Here is a 20,215-nt window from a genome sequence, read left to right as displayed (position 1 = left end):
AAACCATTCCCTTTTGTAATTAGACATTTTTTTATTTTTTTAAAACATGAGAGGATTTATTTTTTGAAATACCGAAATTCCATTTTCTAACATAATCTCCTGTAGCCCATTCTGCCATAACTACAGTTTCTTTATTTAGTTTCATTTCATAAATTGGTTTATTAGATAACTCTCTATTATCTATAGCATAAACATATAGTTGTCCTTCTGTTGTTATTACAGCTAAATCCTTATTAGGAGATGTATATGCATCTAAAGCATTAGGAACTCTACTTTTAATAGTATTCCAAGATAAATTTAAATCATCATAATTTAATATTTTTTTAGGTATTTCAGTATTTATATTAAAGTCCATATATTGTTCCTTATTTTTTATACCATTTAACCTTCCTTTAAGTATCCAATGTCCATTTCTTCTACTAAGAAAAAAACTGTGCTTGCTAGGTTCTTTTTCTAATTTATTTATTATACTTTCATCTTTAAATTTCAAGCAACTCTCTAAGGATGATTTTAATATTTTTTGTCCATCTTTATCTATTATATCACCTATATTAACTCCTTCTACTGCATTTATATTGTCAATAGGTAACATTTTAACTCTATATAAATCTGTAGGATTATTTTTATAAACATTATTATATTCTATAGCTATATAATCATTGCTTACAAATAATATATCTCTATATATACTTGTATTTTTAATATCCTTTTCCTGTATATAATTATTTTTTATCAAATAATTATTATATATTGGTTCTACAAATATAGAGTCTTGAACATTATTAAAATTATTTATTCTACTTACTCCAATTTGACAAAATCCATTTTTTCTAGGTACAAATAAATTTGGACTTTCTATTACACTTTTTATATCTCTATTTCTAGAGGCTATAAAAATAGTTCTATAACTTTTTTCATTTTTATATTCATCTATATTATTTGTCTTGGAACTTTTTAGTCCTATTAATATACCACTTCTTAATAGTGATTCCTTCTTTGGTTTAGTAATGTCTTCTGGTGAATTATTTTGTATTGATTTATTATGAGATTTAATATTGACATCGTCCGATTTCTTTATTAAAGTTACTAATTGATTATCAATATATAAAAATAGTTTCTGTTCATCTATTTTTATAAAATCATAAAATGGTTTGTCATCCCAAGAAGTTGAAACAACCTCTATCTCTTTTTTATTTAAATTTAATTTATCATAGTTTAATCTTAATTTATATAAAAAATATTCTTCTGCTTTTACCCTCTTAACTTTAAATTCAGGTGACTTACATATCTCATTTCCCAATTTTATATACTTAGAACTTATAATTATATCTTTATCTTTTAGTCTTAATCTTAATCTATTGTTTTTATCCAAATTGCCAAAATCCACTGTCCAAGTTCCTTCAATTGGACAAGACTCATTATTAGGAGCTACTATGTCATTTTTATTACTATTTAAGTTTACACAAGCAGTTATGGTTAATGAATAAATTAAAATAATAAATATTAATAAAATTTTATTTTTTTTCATATAAACTCTCCTAATTGCATTGTAGAAATAATTACAATTAATTTTCAAATAGGTTTTTTATTATAAATTTATCACTGGTAGTTTTACTGATATAACAGTACCTTTGTTTTCTTCGCTCTCTATATGTAATACACCATTGTGAAGTTTTACTATTTCATCGCATATGGATAAACCTATTCCATTTTTTGATTTACCACTGTTTCCTTTATAAAACTTTTCTTTAACTCGTGGTAAATCTTCTGGACTAATTCCTATACCCGTATCCGTTATAATAATAGTTATATAATCATCTTCATATCTAGTACTTAGTTCTACTACTCCTCCTTCTGGAGTAAATTTAAAGCCATTGTCCAATAAATTTATTAGAACTTGTTTTATTCTATTTTTATCACAATATATCTTAGGTAACCTATTTGTATAACTTGCTTTAAAATTTATTCTATTTCTATAAGCATATGGTTCTAATTGTTTTCTAACTGTATCTATTATTTCACCTATATCTATTTCCACTTTATTTAATTTCATTTTCCCTGATACAAGCTTAGAAAAATCTAATAGTTCTTCTACCATTCCACTTAATCTTTCACTTTCATCTTCTATTATTTTTAATCCATCTTTTAAAATCTCTTTATCAACTTTATTAGAATTTAAAGTTATTGCCCATCCTTTTATAGATGTTAGAGGGGTTCTAAGTTCATGAGACACAGAAGATATAAATTCATTTTTAACTTGATCCTTTTTTACTATCTCATCTGCCATATAGTTTAAAGTATCAGACAAATCTCCAAATTCATCCTCATACATCTTTTCACTTTTCACTTTAAAATTCCCTGCTGCCATTTTATTGGCAACATTGGTTAATTCTTTTATAGGCTCTGTTATGCTATTAGCTAAAAATAAACTAACTAATCCAGATATGAAAATTACCACTAATCCAATAATCAAAAATCCTAAAGATATTCTTGCTATATCACTATTTACATATCTTAATGAAGTTATAAACCTTAACACTCCCACTATTTTATTATCGGATTTTAATGGATAAGTTACCGCCATTACACCAGAGCTATCATAGTCCACCTTACCTATCCAAACTCCCTTTTCCCCTCTTAATGCCTTTTGAATATCCAGAGTTCTTATTTTATTTTTATTTAATACTCCTATGGAATCCATTAACACTTTACCGTTTTTATCTATTATCTGTACTTGAGCAGAGGTCTGTCTCCAAAATACATCCACATTATCTAATACATTATCCTCTAAGGATGAGCTTGAAAAATATTTATTATAAAATTCCGCAGAAGTTTTTATTTGATTAGTAATGGCATCTTCTAAATTATTATAATAATAATGTCTTGTAAAAATAATTAATAAAAATTCTAGTATAAAAACACTTATTATTATTATTAATATGAAGTTTACCATTAACCTCTTTTTTACACTTATTTTACTCATAATAACTCCTTAAGTGTTTTGCCATCTATATCCTGTTCCCCACACAGTTTTTATAAATTTAGGATCAGATGGGTTTTCCTCTATTTTTGATCGTAATCGTCTTATGTTTACATCTACAATTTTAGAATCCCCCATAAAGTCATATCCCCAAACTAAATCTAGTAGTTCATCTCTATTAAAAGCTTTCCCTGGATTTTCAATAAATATTTTCATAAGTGAATACTCTGTTGGAGTTACATCTATTTCTTGTTTCTCCTTATATATTTTCTTTGAATAAAGATCTATGGTGAAAGGCCCTCCAGTTATTATATTAGTATCATCTCCTTTAACTGCATTAACCCTTCTTAGTATAGCTTTTATTCTAAGTGTAAGTTCTAATGGATTAAAAGGTTTTATTATATAATCATCTGCTCCATATTCTAGACCTAAAACTTTATCTGTATCTTGACTCTTAGCTGTAAGCATTATTATACCCATATTAGGGAACTCTTGTCTTATCATCTTACAAACCTTTAATCCATCTATACCTGGCAGCATAATATCTAGTATAACTACCTGTGGCTTATATTCGCGTACTTTTTTTATTCCTTCTTCTCCAGTACTTGCTTCTATTACATCAAAATTATTCATCTTTAAGTTTACTTTTACAAATCCTCTTATAGAGGCCTCATCTTCAACTATTAATATCTTATCCATGATTTCACCTCAGTATTGCTTTAGTATTTTATTTCAATATCTTTAGTATATTGTAAATTGCACTTTATTTACAACTATTAGCTATAAATTTAAGATATTCTTTATATATACTACTTTAAAGCTTTGAATTCATATCCTTGGGCCATTAAATATTGTATTATATCTGGCAAGGCTTCTACTGTGGTCTTTTTAGTTGCACAATCATGCATTAATATAACCACATGATTTTTCCCGTCGATAGTATTCTTTACATTTTCTATTAATTTTTCTTTAGGTATATTATTCCCTTCTGCATCTCCATTTAAAGCATTCCAATCCATATTATAATAACCTTTTTTAAGTATAGCTTGTTTATAAGGTTCCAATTTATCCCCAAAAGACCCTCCTGGAAATCTTACTAATTTTATATTATAATTAGATCCTACTATGGATTTTATAACATTTTGAGTTCTATCTACTTCATTTATAAAAGCATCTACACTAGAATAAATATCTTTATAATTATGAGTATAACTGTGATTTCCTATAGAATGCCCTTCTTTAATTTCTCTTTCTATTATATTTCTATTCCCTTTTGCCATATTTCCTACTATAAAAAAGGTCCCCTTTATATCATACTTTTTTAATATATCCAATATATCATTAGTTAGATAGCTTGGTCCATCATCGAAAGTTAAAAAAGCTATCTTTTTACCATCTTTACGAAATACTTCTTTAGCATCATATTTATCCTTTATATATTCATTAAAAACTACTTTATCATCCATGTGTTTCATAGTCATTTTACTATTAGCTTTAGTTACTTCTTCCTGAATAGCTTGCTTTTCATTATTTTTATCTATTATGTTTTTGGTGACAAAGAAACCTATAAAAAAAAGCAAAGCATATATTGTCACTAGTAAAATTTTATTTTTTTTGTCCATATTAATAGCCTCCAAAAACTTTCATTATAATAATACTAATTCAAATGTAAATTTGGGTTACAAACTTATTAAAATCTGTTAATAAATAATAGCTATAATAGTTATTTTTAACCTTATTTATTATATAAAAGCTACTATAAATTAAATCTCTTAATTTAATAAATTTATTAAATTTTACATCACTTTCTCATCACCTGCCTTGTATAAATTAAACTCAAAATACTTTTATCATTTACTTATTCAAAATTAAATCTACATCATCTTTTATCACTTTAAATATATTAATTAGAACTAAATAAAACTTATTTGAAAATTATTACGAATGTATTGTTTAAATATCGTCTTTAATAATATATGAAGAAATTATTTAATAATGAATATAAAAGTGAATATAAAAAAGACAGCTCTTAATTATTAAGAACTGCCTTTTTATAATAGAAGTTAACTAAATAAAGCTTTTATTAATTTACTTATTCCGCCTTTTTTTTCGTTTCCCGTAGATGCTTTGTTCTCTGTTGATTTTTTTTCTTCTTTTTTAACTTCTTCTTTTTTGGGCTTCTTTATCTCATCTGTCCTCATGATAAACTTAACGTTACCTTCCATATTTTTTTCTAGTCCTGTGAAGGTTCCATAATTTTTAGATAAATTAACAATTTCATCTTTTACATCAAATATTTCTTTTACATCTGTTATCTTTGTACCTACCTCATTATCCATTTTCTTTATGCCTTGGTTATTATATTTTGTCATATTTACACTCAATTCTTTACTTCCATTAGCTAATTTATTTGCTCCTGCACTAATTTGATTTGCTCCTTGACTAGCCTCTTTTGCTCCTGCACCAAGTTGCTTTCCTGCTGAACTTATAGCATTAACACCAGTATTCAATGCACCTGCTCCAAAGCTTAACCTTCCTCCTGCAACACTTAATTGTTGTGTAGATCCCTTTATTAACCCCAATCCGCCATTTAATTGATTTGATCCACTTACTAACTCATTGGATTTTGAATCTAACTGAGACAATCCTGAGGATAATCCTTTTATTCCAGCTACAGCTTGTTTTGATCCATTAACAAAATCACTTGATCCTTTCATAAGATCCAAAGAACTTCCACCTAATTGATTTGCTCCTTCTTTTAATCCTTTACTGCCTTCATTTAATTTTCCTACTGCTTCTCCCAATGTAGGGTTTAAATCTGATACTCCATCATTAAGTTTTTTAGCTCCCTCACTGAGTTCTGACATTTTATTTGAATAACCATTTACTCCATTATTAAGTTCTTCTAATCCATTAGCTAGATTTGTTTGTCCTTGTTCCAATTCATTTATTCCACCGCTTACTCTTTCAGCTCCTGCTTTAGCTTCTCCTAATTTATCTTGCAAACTTGATAATCCTCCAAGTACTTCACTACTACCCTGCTGTACTCTTTCTAATGAACCTATTTGCTCATCTATTTTTTCTAAAATTGATGCTCTTTGCTCTTCATCTTTTATTTCACTTGCTACTGATCTTAAATTTCTCATATTTTCTAGAGCATTATTTATTGTATTACTTTCTTCCTGTTTAGCACCTTTAATATTGTCTATAGCTCCTACAGCTTCATCCATTCCCCCTAAAATGTTTTGACTACCATCTTTTAATCCTTCTGTTTTGTCCGCTATGTTTCTTGCTCCTTCACTTAATTGTCCTGTTTTATCTGCTATATTTTTTGCACCCGCTTCTAATTGCGTTGAACTATCATGAAGTTTATTTGCACCATTTGATAAATCTCCAGAGTTATTTTTCACTTTTTGTGCTAATTCAGAAGCACCTTTTGCATACTCATCACTACTTTGTGCAAATCGTTTAGCTCCATTACTATACTCAACAGATCCTTTTCCTAACTTCTCTGCTCCACCGCTTAACTGTGGTACACCAGCATTTAATTTTAATGCACCATTTTTGACTTCATTCACTCCACCCGTATATTTTTTAATGCCTGCTATTAATTCTCCAGCTCTTGATGTCTTTTCTCCTACAGATCTATTAAATAAATCTAGATTTTCTGCTAATAATCTATTACCATCATATAATTGAGATGAACCGTTTGATAGTTGTTCTATGGCACTAGAATAAATGCCTAATCCACTTGCCAATTCACTATTTCCTTTTGCTAGATCCTTAAGGTGATTTGATAATTCATTACTACCATCTGCCATCTTAAAAGCTCCCTGTTCCAATTGTGATGTAGCATCTTTTAAATTATTTATATCCTTCTGTAGATCATCTATTTTATCTGACTTTTCTATCTTATCTATTTCAGGTATCTTAGTTGTTGCTGTCATCATTATAGGTGCCAGTTCAAAATCAACAACATCTGCTCTTATTTCTATTTCATCTTTTAAATCTATATTTAATAAATTTTCATCCACATTTAAGCTTTCTTTCAATCCTGGAATAGCTATAAATGCTATAGCTTGGTTATTTCCATCAGATATTATTTCTCCTCCAGTTACTTGTACATTTGTAAATTTATCTATTGGAAGATTTACCAATGTAGCTACTGCAAAGGGAGTATATATAGTTCTTTCCCCTCCATTTACTTTTACTTTATGTGCATCTTTATTTTTTATTTTTATATTAATAGTTACTTGTCCTGATTTTCCTGCTAACTCTTGTGGTTTTACTTCTTCTCCATTTAATTTATAAACTATTTCTGATTCTATAGGTAATTTTTTATCTGTTTTCCCTTGATAAAATATATCTTTCTTATTTGTTTTCCAAGTTAACTGATCTCCTGATATTTCAGGTTTTTCATTACCTTTTATATTTTTTATTCCTGTTAATTCTGATTTATCTTTTATACTTATCCCCGCATTTTCTGAATGTAACCAATCACTAACTATCTTTTCTTTTATGACACCGTTTTGATTTAATGTAACAAAAACTGATTCATCTTTTTTAATAGTATCTGCAGCATATACCGCATTGGAACTAAGTATTGAACCTATTATAACTAAACTTGCAACTTTTTTAGACATGCATTTATAATTCATTCTAACCATCTCCTCAAATTTTACTTATATTTTAAGCTGACATTTCATTTGTTTCTTTTCTTGGATTAGCTTTTCTCCATCCTCTTGATGTCTTAGCTATTAAAGGTTCTGTAACTAACAATATGGATGGTAATATAAATACTGTAACAAACATACTTATAATAGCTCCACGAGCCATTAATATACACAAGCTATCAATTAATTGCATCTTAGAAACAATAGCAACCCCTGCAGTTGCACTAAAGAATGTTAGTGAACTAGTTATTATAGATTTAGTTGACCCTTGTATTGCCCTGTTCATGGCATCAAATTTGTTATATCCATTACCTAACTCTTCTTTAAATCTATTTGTAATTAATATGGCATAATCTACCGTAGCTCCTAGCTGTATAGTTCCTATTACTATAGAAGCCACAAACGGTATTACCGTTCCTGTATAACAAGGTATTCCCATATTTATAAATATAGCTAATTGAATGGCTGATACCAATATTACTGGAATTGATATTGATTTAAACACAAAGAATATTATTGCAAATATGGCCAATATAGAAACATAACTTACATTTTTAAAATCTTTATCTGCAATTTCTATTAAATCTTTTGTTAAAGGTCCTTCTCCTGCTACCATGGCTTCTTTATCATAATTTTTTACTATTTTATTTATTTCTGATATTTGTGCATTTTCTTCAGCTCTAGCTGCTTTATATTTTGAATTTGCTATTATTAAATTGTAGCCACCTTTTTTAAAATTATCTTTTATTTCCGCTGGTAAAAAGTTTTCTGGTATGGATGATCCTATGATTTTATCATAGGATAGTACTGTACCTATTCCATCTACATTTTCTATCTTTTCTGTCATTTCTCTTATTTTATAAGGTTTAACTGTATCTTTTACTATTATGAAATGGGTTGTTGTCATATTGTAATCATCTTTTAATTTACTTAAAGCTACAATAGATTGCATATCCTTAGGTAATGTTTCATCTAGATTATAATAAACCTGGGTATTTCTTTCTCCATATACTGCTGGTAAAAAAGCTATTAAGAATATAGCTATAAATACTTTATATTTTTTAGTTACTAATTTTGCTGTTTTATTGAATTCTGGCAATATAGTTTTATGAGTATATTTATGGATAGCTTTATCAAAATGCAATATGAAAGCTGGCAGTATTGTTACCGTACACACAACTCCTAAAATTACTCCTTTTGCCATTACAATTCCTATATCTTTTCCTAAAGTTAGATCCATTGCACATAATGCTAAAAATCCTGCTATAGTTGTAAGAGAGCTTCCCCCTATGGCAGTAAAAGTGTTACTTACAGCCTCTGCCATAGCTTTATTTCTATCTTCATATTTTTCTTTTTCCTCTTCATATCTATGAAGTAGAAATATTGAGTAATCCATAGTAACTCCCAATTGGAGCACCGCTGCCAGGGACTTAGTTATATAAGATATTTCTCCTAAAAATATATTGGTTCCCATATTATAGGCAACTGCAAATCCTATAGATATAATGAATATAAACGGCACTATTGTAGATTCCATAGTAAGCATTAAAACTATTACTGATAAAGTTACTGCTATTAATACATAAAAAGGAGCTTCTTTATCTGATAAATCTTTAGTATCCTTTATTATTGCTGACATTCCACTTAAAAAGCATTGTTTATTCAAATGTGTCCTTATATTTGCTATAGCTTCTTGTGTTCTTTCAGATGCTGTTGATTCTTTAAACTTTATAAGTACCAACGTAGAATTTTTACTATATACTGTATTCTTTATTTTGTCTGGTAGTATTTCTTTAGGAATAGATGCATCCTTTACATCATCTATACCAAGTACTTTTTCTACACCATCAACTTTGGCTATTTTATCTTTAATCTTTATTACATCTTTAGATTCCATATTATCAATTACTAACATAGATGTTGCCGCACTAGAGAAAGTTTTATCTAATACCTTTTGCCCTTTTACCGTATCTAATCGCTCTGGAAGATAAGATAATATGTCATAGTTTATCTTAGTTTTTGCCATTCCATAAAAAGATGGTATTAATAAAACTATTGCTACTATAAGAACTAATACCCTCTTTTCTGTAATAAACTTTCCAAATTTTTTCACTGGAATCATCTCCCCATACAAATTTAAAACTTATGATTTGTGTATACGCTCCCCGTATTCTATCTATAATTATAAAGATATAATGACTTAAAGTCATTTATTATAATACTAATTATATACTAAAATGACTTAAAGTCAATGCTATTTTTTGCTATTTATATTAAAATTTTTTAAAATTTTCTTTAACAATAAATGTCATACTTGTAAATGATTATTTGCCCTAAAAAGGGGCTGTCGCATTAAAGAATTTAAGCACAATATATTGTTTTATAGTTTAAAGTTAACACAATATATTGTAGTATTTATTCTTAGTGCGACAGCCCCTTATATAATTTTAGAATTTTTTCTTATAAATATAAATAACTATATTAGCACTAATTACCCCTGCTAATATTCCTAGCAATATATCTGAAGGATAATGGACATATAAATATAATCTTGAAAAGGCTATTAAAGACGCTAATATAAGAACTGGTATTCTAAATATTTTTAGTTCTTTCCATATAACTGTAGCTATAGCAAAAGATGCAGCTGTATGCCCTGATGGGAAAGAAAAACTTTTAGGAGCTTTAACTAATAAATTTATTCCTTCTATGGCTGTAAAGGGTCTTCCCCTTTGTACTATGTTCTTAATTAATAAATCCACCAAAATTGTATCTAATAATAAAGCGGCTATACATAATACTCCTACTTTTCTATATTTCTTATTTAATAATAATATTAATGATATTCCTATCCAAATTAGTCCTAAGTTGCCTATACTTGTGATAAATATCATTATTTTATCCATAAAACTATTTGAAATAGTTTTATGAATAAGGTCCAGTATAAAAATGTCTAAGTTTTGTATAAAAGTCACCATATCACTCTCCACTTATGTATTTTAGAATATAATTGTAACATATTTTAGGGTATAGAATATTATAAATTGAGCAATTTTAAAAGGAGTTTTCTATGTATCCATTCTTTTTTAATCCGAATTACCCTAATACTTATGATACAAATGAAGATTTTATCTGTCCATATTTTTCAATATATTGTAATGGTATCGATGGGAATTATAGAAACTTTAGACAAGAATATGATCAATTGGAAGATGAAGATGACTCCTGGAGTGACTGGATCAATCTAGGTGGAAATATTACATCTGGCTTAGGGGCTTCTTCTTGGTCTGATGATAGAATCGATTTATTTGCCAGAGGAAGAAATGGTGAGTTAGTTCATAATTGGTTTGATAATGATAGATGGAATTATTGGGAAAATCTTGGTGGCACATTAACCTCTTCTCCTAAAGCTGTATCTTGGGGATTTAATAGAATTGATGTAGTTGGTCGTAGTACCGATAATGCAATGTATCATAAATGGTGGGATGGTTCCAGTTGGAGTGGTTGGGAAAATCTTGGTGGACAGCTTACATCAGCTCCTACCATTTGTTCCTGGGCTTCTAATAGATTAGATTGCTTTGCTAGAGGATCAGATAACCAATTGTATCACAGATGGTGGGATGGTTCTAGTTGGAGTCAATGGGAGGCTCTAGGTGGAAATCTAACTTCTGGTCCTGGTGCAGTTTCTTGGGGTTTTAATAGAATTGATGTTTTTGCTCGTAGTATAAATAATACTTTAATTCATAAATGGTGGAATGGAACTAGTTGGAGTCAGTGGCAAGACCTAGGTGGTTTCTTAACATCCGCTCCTTGTGCTTCTTCTAGAGGGCAAAATAGAATTGATGTTTTTGCTCGCGGTAGAAATAATACACTTATGTATATATATTGGAACGGATCTACTTGGAGTAGCTGGGAAAACTTAGGTGGAAACCTGACTTCTGAACCTGTTTCTGTATCTAAAGATTCTTCTAGCATAAATGTATTTGCCCGAGGTACTATGGAAAATGCCATGGAAAAAATATACGATTAATATATTATTAAATATATATTAAAATTTAACTTCTGCCATAGAAAATACACTTCATAAAATGGCTAGCTAACTTAGCTTATGAAGTGTATTTTTTTATTTTTATTATGTTTCCATACAAATTTTAATTATGCACTCCATTCTTTTCTTAAAACTTCTAAAATCATATTAGTTCTACTTATGTCGTAAGAGGTAAAGTGTCTCTTAGATTTTTGTATATCATTGTACACTTTCCAATAACCGCAGTATATGCATTCTCTTTTTGGATCTTGTATAAAAGATTTTACTTCCTCTAAGGGTATGCCTAAAAATATACCTATTTCATGAGGACATATACTTTCAAATCTACTTTTCAATTTATATAAAAAATATTCTACATTTAAAAATTGGTTGTACCCTATCTGGCTTAAAAAATCTAGATTATACTTATCATACAATACCTCGTTCAATGATTCTTTATGGTAAAATAAAATCGTGGTACATTTATTTGTTTTTTTCAATTCTATATAATTGATTTTATAAATATTTAAAAACTCTTTTTTATGTTTATACCATAATAAGTCCAAGTTTTTGCCGCTTGTACTAAACGTAACAATAGTTGAAGGCTTTACCCCATCTAAAGTTGGTGCAATTAAATATAAAAGTAAGGAATATAAATATTTCTTATCTTCCATGGCGTTTATAATATTCATATACTTCGTTACTAGATTTTTACTCATATTTAACCCCTTTTTAATGCATTAATTTCTTTTAGCAACCTCATTAACATTATTTACACCACCTATAGTATCTTTTAATGCTTTTTCAATACTAGTCCAAGCTCTTCTTGAATAAACTAGTCTAGTATTTTGAGATTTACTTTGCTCTTTTATGGATTCTACTACTGTGTGCCCTATGTAATCAGTTAATACTAAAATTAAATCTGTGTTAGTAGGTACCTGTATTTTTCTATGTCTAGTTCTTCTACCAGTAACATGGCTTATCTTATTGAACCCCATTTCTTTTAAGTTTTCTTTTATGGTTTTAATTCTGTCTCCTCCCACAACGAAAACACTCATTAATAACACCCCTAAACTATCTATTTTAATTATATTAATATTCATTTACCCTGGACAATGATAATCAATTTCATATAAATTATATAACAAATGATAATTAAAATCAATAGCCTTTTGGAAATATACTCTCTTTTATTTATTAAAAATAAAAATGAGCATTCATTTACCACCAAATTAAAAATGCCCTAGATCATTTTTAATCTAGGGCATTTTTCGTATAAATGTTTTATTTATGGGTAAAAATTAAAGTTTGGGTTTGGTCTAATTATTATAAATGTTCTACACTATCTATTTAAAATGTTTTTACTTTTTATCACTAAAAACATTAGTGTACATTTGTTTTATTTCACTTATTAATGGATATCTTGGATTAGCTCCTGTACATTGATCATCAAAAGCTTGTTCTGACATTTCATCTAATGTAGCAAAGAATTTTTCCTTTGATACTCCTGCTTTTTCTATAGAAGTTGGAATATTTACTTCAGCTTTTAATTTATCTATAGCTTTTATTAACAATTCTATTTTTTCCTCATCAGTTTTTCCACCTAATGCTAAACAATCTGCTATTTTAGCATATTTAGCTTTAACACTTGGATACTTGTATTGTGGGAAAGCTGTTTGTTTTCTTGGCATATCTGCTGAATTAAATTTAATTGTTTCATTTATTAATAAAGCATTAGCTATACCATGTGGTACATGGTGCATAGAACCTAATTTATGAGCCATAGAGTGACATACTCCCAAGAAAGCATTTGCAAAAGCCATGCCTGCCATAGTTGATGCATGAGCCATTTTTTCTCTTGCTTCTATATCTTCAGCGCCGTTTTTATAAGATCTTGGTAAATATTCAAATATAGATTTTATAGCTTCTAAACATAATCCATCTGTATATTCTGAAGACATAACTGATACATAAGCTTCTACTGCATGAGTTAAAGCGTCTATTCCTGATGCAGCTGTTAATCCTTTTGGCATATTAAGCATTAAATCTGCATCTACTATAGCCATATCTGGAGTTAATTCATAATCTGCCAATGGATATTTTACTCCTGTTTTTTCATCAGTTATAACAGCAAATGGAGTTACTTCTGAACCAGTACCTGCTGATGTAGCTACTGATATCATCATAGCTTTGTCTCCCATGTGTGGGAAAGTATATGCCCTCTTTCTTATGTCCATAAATCTCATAGCTAAGTCTTCAAATTCTACTTCTGGATGCTCGTACATAACCCACATGATTTTAGCTGCATCCATAGCTGATCCTCCACCTACAGCTATTATTGTATCAGGCTGAAAATCTGCCATTTCTTTTGCACCTTTAGTAGCTGTTTCTAAAGTTGGATCTGGTGCTACATCAAAGAATACCTTATGAGTTATTCCTATTTCATCTAATACATCTGTTACCTTTTTAGCAACTCCTAATTCATATAGTACCTTATCTGTAACTACAAACGCCTTTTTCTTATTCATTTGTTTTAATTCTTTTAAAGCTATTGGAAGGCATCCATATTTAAAATAAACTTTTTCTGGAACTCTAAACCAAAGCATATTTTCTCTCCTCTCAGCTACGTTTTTAATGTTTAATAAATGTTTTGGACCTACATTTTCTGATACTGAGTTTCCACCCCAAGATCCACAACCAAGAGTTAGAGATGGTGCTAGTTTAAAGTTATATATATCACCTATACCACCTTGAGCTGATGGCATATTTATAATTGTTCTTCCTGTTTTCATATTATTTGAGAATTTTTCTACTTCTTCTTTGCATTTCATTGTATTTATATATAATGAAGATGTATGTCCAAATCCTCCTAATTCTACTAATCTTTCAGCTTTCTTTAAGGCCTCTTCGTAAGTTTTAGCTTTATACATTGCTAAAACTGGAGATAATTTTTCATGAGAGAATGGTTCTTCTAATTCAACAGATTCCACTTCTCCAATTAAAAGCTTAGCCCAATCTGGAACTTTTATTCCTGCCATTTCACCTATTTTTTGTGGTGATTGACCAACAATTTTAGCATTTAATCCACCATTGACTAAAATTATCTTTTTAACCTTTTGTACTTCTTCTTTATTTAATATATAAGCTCCTCTAAACTTAAACTCTTTTCTTACTTCTTCATATATACTATCCATTACAATTACTGATTGTTCTGATGCACAAATCATACCATTATCAAAAGTTTTAGAAATTATTACTGAGCTTACAGCCATTTTGATATCTGCTGTTTCATGTATTATAGCTGGTACATTTCCAGGTCCTACCCCTATAGCTGGATTTCCTGAAGAGTAGGCTGCTTTAACCATGCCTGGACCACCTGTTGCAAGAACTAAATTTGCATTACTCATTACTGCATTTGATAATTCTAATGTAGGTTCATCTATCCATCCTATTATTTCCTTTGGTGCACCTGCTTTAACTGCTGCATCTAAAACAATTTTAGCTGCCATTATTGTAGATTTTTTAGCTCTTGGATGTGGTGAAAAAATTATACCATTTCTGGTTTTTAAAGCTATTAAGGCTTTAAAAATTGCTGTTGAAGTTGGATTAGTTGTTGGAACTATTGCTGCAATAACTCCTATTGGTTCTGCAACTTTTGTTAATCCAAAGGCTTCATCCTTTTCTATTACACCACAAGTTTTTTCATCTTTATACTTATTATATATATATTCAGATGCAAAGTGGTTTTTTATAACTTTGTCTTCTACTATACCCATTCCTGTTTCTTCTACTGCCACTTTTGCAAGCTTTATTCTTTCTTTATTAGCAGCTATAGCTGCGGCTTTGAATATTTTATCTACTTGCTCCTGAGAATATGTGGAGTAAATCTTTTGTGCTTCTTTAATTTTTGCAATTTTTTTGATTAATTCTTCGGTAGTTGTAATTTTCATCAATAACACCTCTTCTAATGATAGTTTATTTTTTAACAAACTCACTTAAAATATAAAAAGTCTTAAACTCTGGGGATATTACCAATGTGTTGTCATTTGTTAGCTTGTTATTTATTTAACAACTACATCATAATATTTTATTACACATAAGTCAATAGTTTTTGTTAAATAATTATCATGTTTTATTATGTCATTTTTTCCTTTCTAAATAAGTTTATGAAATTACTGTTTTTGGTAACCATTTCAATGACTTTGAAATTTCTTATTTAAATAGTTTTTTCAAATATTATGAAACAAAAAAAAACGCGCCTGTCTCACTAAGAATAAATCCTACAATACATTGTGTTAACTTTAAACTATAAAACAATATATTGTGCTTAAATTCTTTAATGCGACAGCCCCGTTTTTCGTATAAATGTTTTGTTTCTGGGTAAAAACTAAAGTTTTAGTTTGGTTTAACTATGATAACTGTTCTACACTATATATCTAAAATATTTTTATTTATTATCACTGAAAACATTAGTGTACATTTCTTTTATTTCACTTATTAGTGGATATCTTGGATTAGCCCCTGTACATTGATCATCAAAAGCATTTTCTGACATTTCATCTAATGTAGCAAAGAATTTTTCCTTTGATACTCCTGCTTTTTCTATAGAAGTTGGAATATCTATTTCTGCTTTTAATTTATCTATAGCTTTTATTAATAATTCTACTTTTTCATCATCAGTTTTTCCGCCTAATGCTAAACAATCTGATATTTTAGCATATTTAGCTTTAGCACTTGGATATTTATATTGTGGGAAAGTGGCTTGCTTACTTGGCATATCTGCTGAGTTAAATTTAATTGTTTCGTTTATTAATAAAGCATTAGCTATACCATGTGGTACATGATGCATAGCTCCTAATTTATGAGCCATAGAATGACATACTCCTAAGAAAGCATTTGCAAAAGCCATGCCTGCCATAGTTGATGCATGAGCCATTTTTTCTCTTGCTTCTATATCTTCAGCGCCGTTTTTATAAGATCTTGGTAAATATTCAAATATAGATTTTATAGCTTCTAAACATAATCCATCTGTATATTCTGAAGACATAACTGATACATAAGCTTCTACTGCATGAGTTAAAGCGTCTATTCCTGATGTAGCTGTTAATCCTTTTGGCATATTAAGCATTAAATCTGCATCTACTATAGCCATATTTGGAGTTAATTCATAATCTGCCAATGGATATTTTACTCCTGTTTTTTCATCAGTTATAACAGCAAATGGAGTTACTTCTGAACCAGTACCTGCTGATGTAGCTACTGATACCATCATAGCTTTGTCTCCCATATGTGGGAATTCATATATTCTCTTTCCTATATCCATAAATCTCATAGCTAAGTCTTCAAATTCTACTTCTGGATGCTCGTACATAACCCACATTATTTTAGCTGCATCCATAGGTGAACCTCCACCTAATGCTATTATTGTATCAGGCTCAAAATCTGCCATTGCTTCAGCACCTTTTTTAGCTGTTTTTAAAGTTGGATCTGCTTCTACATCACAGAATACCTTATGAGCTATTCCCATTTCATCCAACATATCTGTTACTTTCTTAGCTACTCCTAATCTGTTTAATACTCTTCCTGTAACTATAAATGCTTTCTTTTTGTTTAATTTTTTTAGATCTTTTAAAGCTATTGGAAGGCATCCATATTTAAAATAAATTTTTTCTGGAACTTTAAACCAAAGCATATTTTCTCTCCTCTCAGCTACGTTTTTAATGTTTAATAAATGTTTTGGACCTACATTTTCTGATACTGAGTTTCCACCCCAAGATCCACAACCAAGAGTTAGAGATGGTGTTAATTTAAAGTTATATATATCACCTATACCACCTTGAGCTGATGGCATGTTTATAATTGTTCTTCCTGTTTTCATATTATTTGAGAATTTTTCTACTTCTTCTTTGCATTTCATTGTATTTATATATAATGAAGATGTGTGTCCAAATCCTCCTAATTCTACTAATCTTTCAGCTTTCCTTAAGGCCTCTTCATAAGTTTTAGCTTTATACATTGCTAAAACTGGAGATAATTTTTCATGAGAGAATGGTTCTTCTAATTCAACAGATTCCACTTCTCCAACTAAAATTTTAGCCCAAGCTGGAACTTTTATTCCTGCCATTTCACCTATTTTTTGTGGTGATTGACCAACAATTTTAGGATTTACTCCACCGCTACTAGCTAGAATTATATTCTTAACCTTTTGTACTTCTTCTTTATTTAATATATAAGCTCCTCTAAACTTAAATTCTTTTCTTACTTCTTCATATATACTATCCATTACAATTACTGATTGTTCTGATGCACAAATCATACCATTATCAAAAGCTTTAGAAAGTATTACTGAGCTTACAGCCATTTTAATATCTGCTGTTTCATGTATTATAGCTGGTACATTTCCAGGTCCTACCCCTATAGCTGGTTTTCCTGAAGAGTAAGCTGCCTTAACCATGCCTGGACCACCTGTTGCAAGAACTAAATTTGCATTACTCATTACTGCATTTGATAATTCTAATGTAGGTTCATCTATCCATCCTATTATTTCCTTTGGTGCACCTGCTTCAACTGCTGCATCTAAAACAATTTTAGCTGCTGTTATTGTAGATTTTTTAGCTCTTGGATGTGGTGAAAAAATTATACCATTTCTAGTTTTTAAAGCTATTAAGGATTTAAAAATTGCTGTTGAAGTTGGATTAGTTGTTGGAACTATTGCCGCAATAACTCCTATTGGTTCTGCAACTTTTGTTAATCCAAAGGCTTCATCCTTTTCTATTACACCACAAGTTTTTTCATCTTTATACTTATTGTATATATATTCAGATGCAAAGTGATTTTTTATAACTTTATCTTCTATCACTCCCATACCTGTTTCTTCTACTGCTAATTTTGCAAGCTTTATTCTTTGTTTATTGGCCGCCATAGCTGCAGCTTTAAATATTTTATCTACTTGCTCCTGAGAATACGTGGAGTAAATTTTTTGTGCCTCTTTAATTTTTTCAATTTTTTTGATTAATTCTTCGGTAGTTGTAATTTTCATTAAGAACACCTCTTTAAGTAATAGTTTATTTTTTAACAAGCTTTATATATATAAAAAGTACTAATTTAATATTAATACTTTTAATATCTTCTATATTTTGGTTTGTCATTTGTTCAACAACTCCATGGTAACGCTTATTTTATGCCACGTCAACACCTAGTAGTAAATTTTGTAATATTTTTCATTGTTAACCTTTTCTTTTTTTTATTTTATCTTTATGAGGTAATAAACTTATTAATTTGTTAAATTTAAAACAATCTTTTCATAAAAAAATAACTATGAAAAACTGAATTGTTAAAATCACTTTTTCATAGTTATAATTTATTTTTTACAAAAAATTATTTATAAATTTTATATTTAAATAATTTATTCTATATTTTAAATCCCTTAACTATTCTATTATAGTCAATTCTTTGTTGTATTTATTTAATATTTCGCAACCATCTTCTGTTACTAAAATTAAGTCTTCTATTCTAACTCCAACTTCTCCAGGTATATATATTCCTGGTTCTACAGAGAATATCATTCCTGGCTTTATTTCTTCAGTATTAACTGATGAAACATCTCCAAAATCATGATCCTCTATTCCTATTGAATGTCCAATTCTATGATTAAAATATTTACCGTATCCTTTAGATTCTATATAGTCTCTACCAGCTTTGTCTATATCACAGAATCTTACTCCTGGCTTTATAATAGCTTCTGCTCTCTTATTAGCCTCTAATACAGTATTATAAACGTCTTTTGATTTTTCTGAAACAGATTTATAAAATACTGTTCTAGTTAAATCAGAACAATAAGAATCTTTTACGCATCCAATATCTATAACTATACTGTCTCCTTCTTTAACTACAGACTCATCTAATTCATGGTGAGGATCTGCTCCATTTGCTCCATATGCTACTATTGGGTCAAATGAAAATCCTTCTGCTCCTAATTCTGAATAAATATCTCCTAATATTTTGCCCATTTTCTTTTCTGTATATTTTTCTGGAATTAATTTTATTAATTTTTCTACTTCTATATCATTTATTCTTGAAGATTCTTTCATTAATTTTTGTTCTTCTTCATCTTTGCACATTCTAACTCTGTCTATGATATTAGAACAATTTACAAATTCACTTCCACCTTTTAATTCCATAAGCCTTAATAAGAAACGTGCTGGCCAATTTTTATCAACACCCATAGTTTTATCTTTTTCTACATATTTTGAGATGATTTCTACTCCATCTTGTGTATCATTAAACCATACTTTTTCAATTCCTAAATCTTCTTCTACTGTAAATAATTCATTAAGGAAAAATTTGTGATTACCATTAGTATTTAAATAAAGTGCTAGTAATCTTTCATAAGGATGAATCCATTTTCCTGTTAGATAAAAAATAGCCGCTGGATCAGAAACTAGCATTTGAGAAATTCCTCTCTCTTTCATCCCTTCTAAAACTTTGTTAAGTCTTTCTTGTTTCATAAAATCCCCTCCTAAGTTTTTCTATTTATTT

General features: G+C 29.0%; 13 protein-coding genes. 1 reads left to right on the top strand and 12 read right to left on the bottom strand.

Translation table 11 applies throughout. The annotated features are described in order from the left end of the window. Positions 1-31: 31 nt before the first annotated feature. The 7 genes from NGI68_RS09230 to NGI68_RS09200 all read right to left on the bottom strand — a co-directional run bounded on the left by NGI68_RS09230 (position 32) and on the right by NGI68_RS09200 (position 10,625). Entirely contained in the window at positions 32-1,528 is a 1,497-nt protein-coding gene (locus NGI68_RS09230; RefSeq protein WP_251861180.1) for a hypothetical protein, read from the bottom strand. 60 nt (positions 1,529-1,588) lie between these two features. After that, entirely contained in the window at positions 1,589-2,983 is a 1,395-nt protein-coding gene (locus NGI68_RS09225; RefSeq protein WP_251861179.1) for a sensor histidine kinase, read from the bottom strand. A 9-nt stretch (positions 2,984-2,992) separates the two neighbouring features. Beyond that, the gene (locus tag NGI68_RS09220) at positions 2,993-3,679 is read right to left on the bottom strand and encodes a response regulator transcription factor (RefSeq protein WP_251861178.1); all 687 of its coding nucleotides are present in this window, start codon (positions 3,677-3,679) and stop codon (positions 2,993-2,995) included. Positions 3,680-3,789: 110 nt separating this feature from the next. Further along, positions 3,790-4,602, bottom strand: coding sequence for a polysaccharide deacetylase family protein (locus NGI68_RS09215; protein WP_251861177.1), 813 nt, complete (start codon positions 4,600-4,602; stop codon positions 3,790-3,792). A 441-nt stretch (positions 4,603-5,043) separates the two neighbouring features. After that, positions 5,044-7,638 carry a hypothetical protein gene (locus NGI68_RS09210; protein ID WP_251861176.1) on the bottom strand — a complete coding sequence of 865 codons (2,595 nt, stop codon included), beginning with the start codon at positions 7,636-7,638 and terminating at the stop codon, positions 5,044-5,046. Positions 7,639-7,669: 31 nt separating this feature from the next. Further along, on the bottom strand, positions 7,670-9,766 hold the full coding sequence (locus NGI68_RS09205) for an efflux RND transporter permease subunit (protein ID WP_353505369.1): 2,097 nt from the start codon (positions 9,764-9,766) through the stop codon (positions 7,670-7,672). A gap of 334 nt (positions 9,767-10,100) precedes the next feature. After that, positions 10,101-10,625, bottom strand: coding sequence for a phosphatase PAP2 family protein (locus NGI68_RS09200; protein WP_251861313.1), 525 nt, complete (start codon positions 10,623-10,625; stop codon positions 10,101-10,103). Positions 10,626-10,720: 95 nt separating this feature from the next. Here NGI68_RS09200 and NGI68_RS09195 point away from each other — a divergent pair, with 95 nt between their 5' ends. After that, complete coding sequence (locus NGI68_RS09195) at positions 10,721-11,680, top strand: PLL family lectin (RefSeq protein ID WP_251861175.1); 960 nt, start codon at positions 10,721-10,723, stop codon at positions 11,678-11,680. A 125-nt stretch (positions 11,681-11,805) separates the two neighbouring features. On the opposite strand, the gene NGI68_RS09190 is transcribed toward NGI68_RS09195, so the two are convergent. The 5 genes from NGI68_RS09190 to NGI68_RS09170 all read right to left on the bottom strand — a co-directional run bounded on the left by NGI68_RS09190 (position 11,806) and on the right by NGI68_RS09170 (position 20,184). Further along, positions 11,806-12,396 (bottom strand): DUF3793 family protein, encoded by a 591-nt coding sequence (locus NGI68_RS09190; protein ID WP_251861174.1) that lies wholly within the window; start codon positions 12,394-12,396, stop codon positions 11,806-11,808. Between the two features lie 21 nt (positions 12,397-12,417). Beyond that, complete coding sequence (locus tag NGI68_RS09185) at positions 12,418-12,735, bottom strand: DUF2325 domain-containing protein (RefSeq protein ID WP_251861173.1); 318 nt, start codon at positions 12,733-12,735, stop codon at positions 12,418-12,420. A gap of 303 nt (positions 12,736-13,038) precedes the next feature. Then, entirely contained in the window at positions 13,039-15,627 is a 2,589-nt protein-coding gene (gene adhE / locus NGI68_RS09180; RefSeq protein ID WP_251861172.1) for a bifunctional acetaldehyde-CoA/alcohol dehydrogenase, read from the bottom strand. 497 nt (positions 15,628-16,124) lie between these two features. After that, a complete protein-coding gene (gene adhE / locus NGI68_RS09175; protein ID WP_251861171.1) occupies positions 16,125-18,716 on the bottom strand; it encodes a bifunctional acetaldehyde-CoA/alcohol dehydrogenase in 2,592 nt (863 codons plus the stop codon). A gap of 391 nt (positions 18,717-19,107) precedes the next feature. Further along, a complete protein-coding gene (locus NGI68_RS09170) occupies positions 19,108-20,184 on the bottom strand; it encodes a M24 family metallopeptidase (RefSeq protein WP_251861170.1) in 1,077 nt (358 codons plus the stop codon). Between the last annotated feature and the right edge of the window lie 31 nt (positions 20,185-20,215).

The organism is Clostridium sp. Marseille-Q2269, assembly GCF_943736985.1.
Classification (GTDB): Bacteria; Bacillota; Clostridia; order Clostridiales; family Clostridiaceae; genus Clostridium_F.
This window is presented reverse-complemented; position numbering and strand designations above follow the sequence as displayed.

What these genes read in the sequence shown, in the direction of transcription:
- NGI68_RS09230 (WP_251861180.1), bottom strand. Translation starts at nt 1,528, where the DNA reads ATGAAAAAAAATAAAATTTTATTAATATTTATTATTTTAATTTATTCA.
- NGI68_RS09225 (WP_251861179.1), bottom strand. Translation starts at nt 2,983, where the DNA reads ATGAGTAAAATAAGTGTAAAAAAGAGGTTAATGGTAAACTTCATATTA.
- NGI68_RS09220 (WP_251861178.1), bottom strand. Translation starts at nt 3,679, where the DNA reads ATGGATAAGATATTAATAGTTGAAGATGAGGCCTCTATAAGAGGATTT.
- NGI68_RS09215 (WP_251861177.1), bottom strand. Translation starts at nt 4,602, where the DNA reads ATGGACAAAAAAAATAAAATTTTACTAGTGACAATATATGCTTTGCTT.
- NGI68_RS09210 (WP_251861176.1), bottom strand. Translation starts at nt 7,638, where the DNA reads ATGAATTATAAATGCATGTCTAAAAAAGTTGCAAGTTTAGTTATAATA.
- NGI68_RS09195 (WP_251861175.1), top strand. Translation starts at nt 10,721, where the DNA reads ATGTATCCATTCTTTTTTAATCCGAATTACCCTAATACTTATGATACA.
- NGI68_RS09190 (WP_251861174.1), bottom strand. Translation starts at nt 12,396, where the DNA reads ATGAGTAAAAATCTAGTAACGAAGTATATGAATATTATAAACGCCATG.
- NGI68_RS09185 (WP_251861173.1), bottom strand. Translation starts at nt 12,735, where the DNA reads ATGAGTGTTTTCGTTGTGGGAGGAGACAGAATTAAAACCATAAAAGAA.
- adhE (WP_251861172.1), bottom strand. Translation starts at nt 15,627, where the DNA reads ATGAAAATTACAACTACCGAAGAATTAATCAAAAAAATTGCAAAAATT.
- adhE (WP_251861171.1), bottom strand. Translation starts at nt 18,716, where the DNA reads ATGAAAATTACAACTACCGAAGAATTAATCAAAAAAATTGAAAAAATT.
- NGI68_RS09170 (WP_251861170.1), bottom strand. Translation starts at nt 20,184, where the DNA reads ATGAAACAAGAAAGACTTAACAAAGTTTTAGAAGGGATGAAAGAGAGA.